This window comes from Bacillus sp. SIMBA_005 (genome assembly GCF_046535585.1).
Lineage (GTDB): Bacteria > Bacillota > Bacilli > Bacillales > Bacillaceae > Bacillus > Bacillus pumilus.
The window spans coordinates 1-229 of sequence record NZ_JAWRWI010001311.1 but is presented as its reverse complement, the minus strand read 5'-3'; the positions used below and the strand labels follow the sequence as shown (position 1 = coordinate 229).

1 pseudogene is annotated in these 229 nt (G+C 59.8%); it reads left to right on the top strand.

Going from position 1 to position 229, the window contains the following annotated elements:
• Nucleotides 1-22: 22 nt before the first annotated feature.
• Nucleotides 23-229: pseudogene (locus SB660_RS24320) on the top strand (hypothetical protein); the annotation flags it as partial.

Here is a 229-nt window from a genome sequence, read left to right as displayed (position 1 = left end):
CATGGGGAACGAGACCATCAGCATGCTGAAGACCACCTCTCTCGTGAGTGTCATCGCCCTACCGGAACTGCTCAACACTGCACAAACCATCTACGCACGCACATATCAGACGATCCCGCTGCTGGTGGTTGCGACCTTCTGGTATCTCCTGATGGTCGGGGTGCTCACCCTCTTCCAGGGCGCTCTGGAGCGTCGATTCGGACGCGGTAGCACGCGGACAGAGGCGACG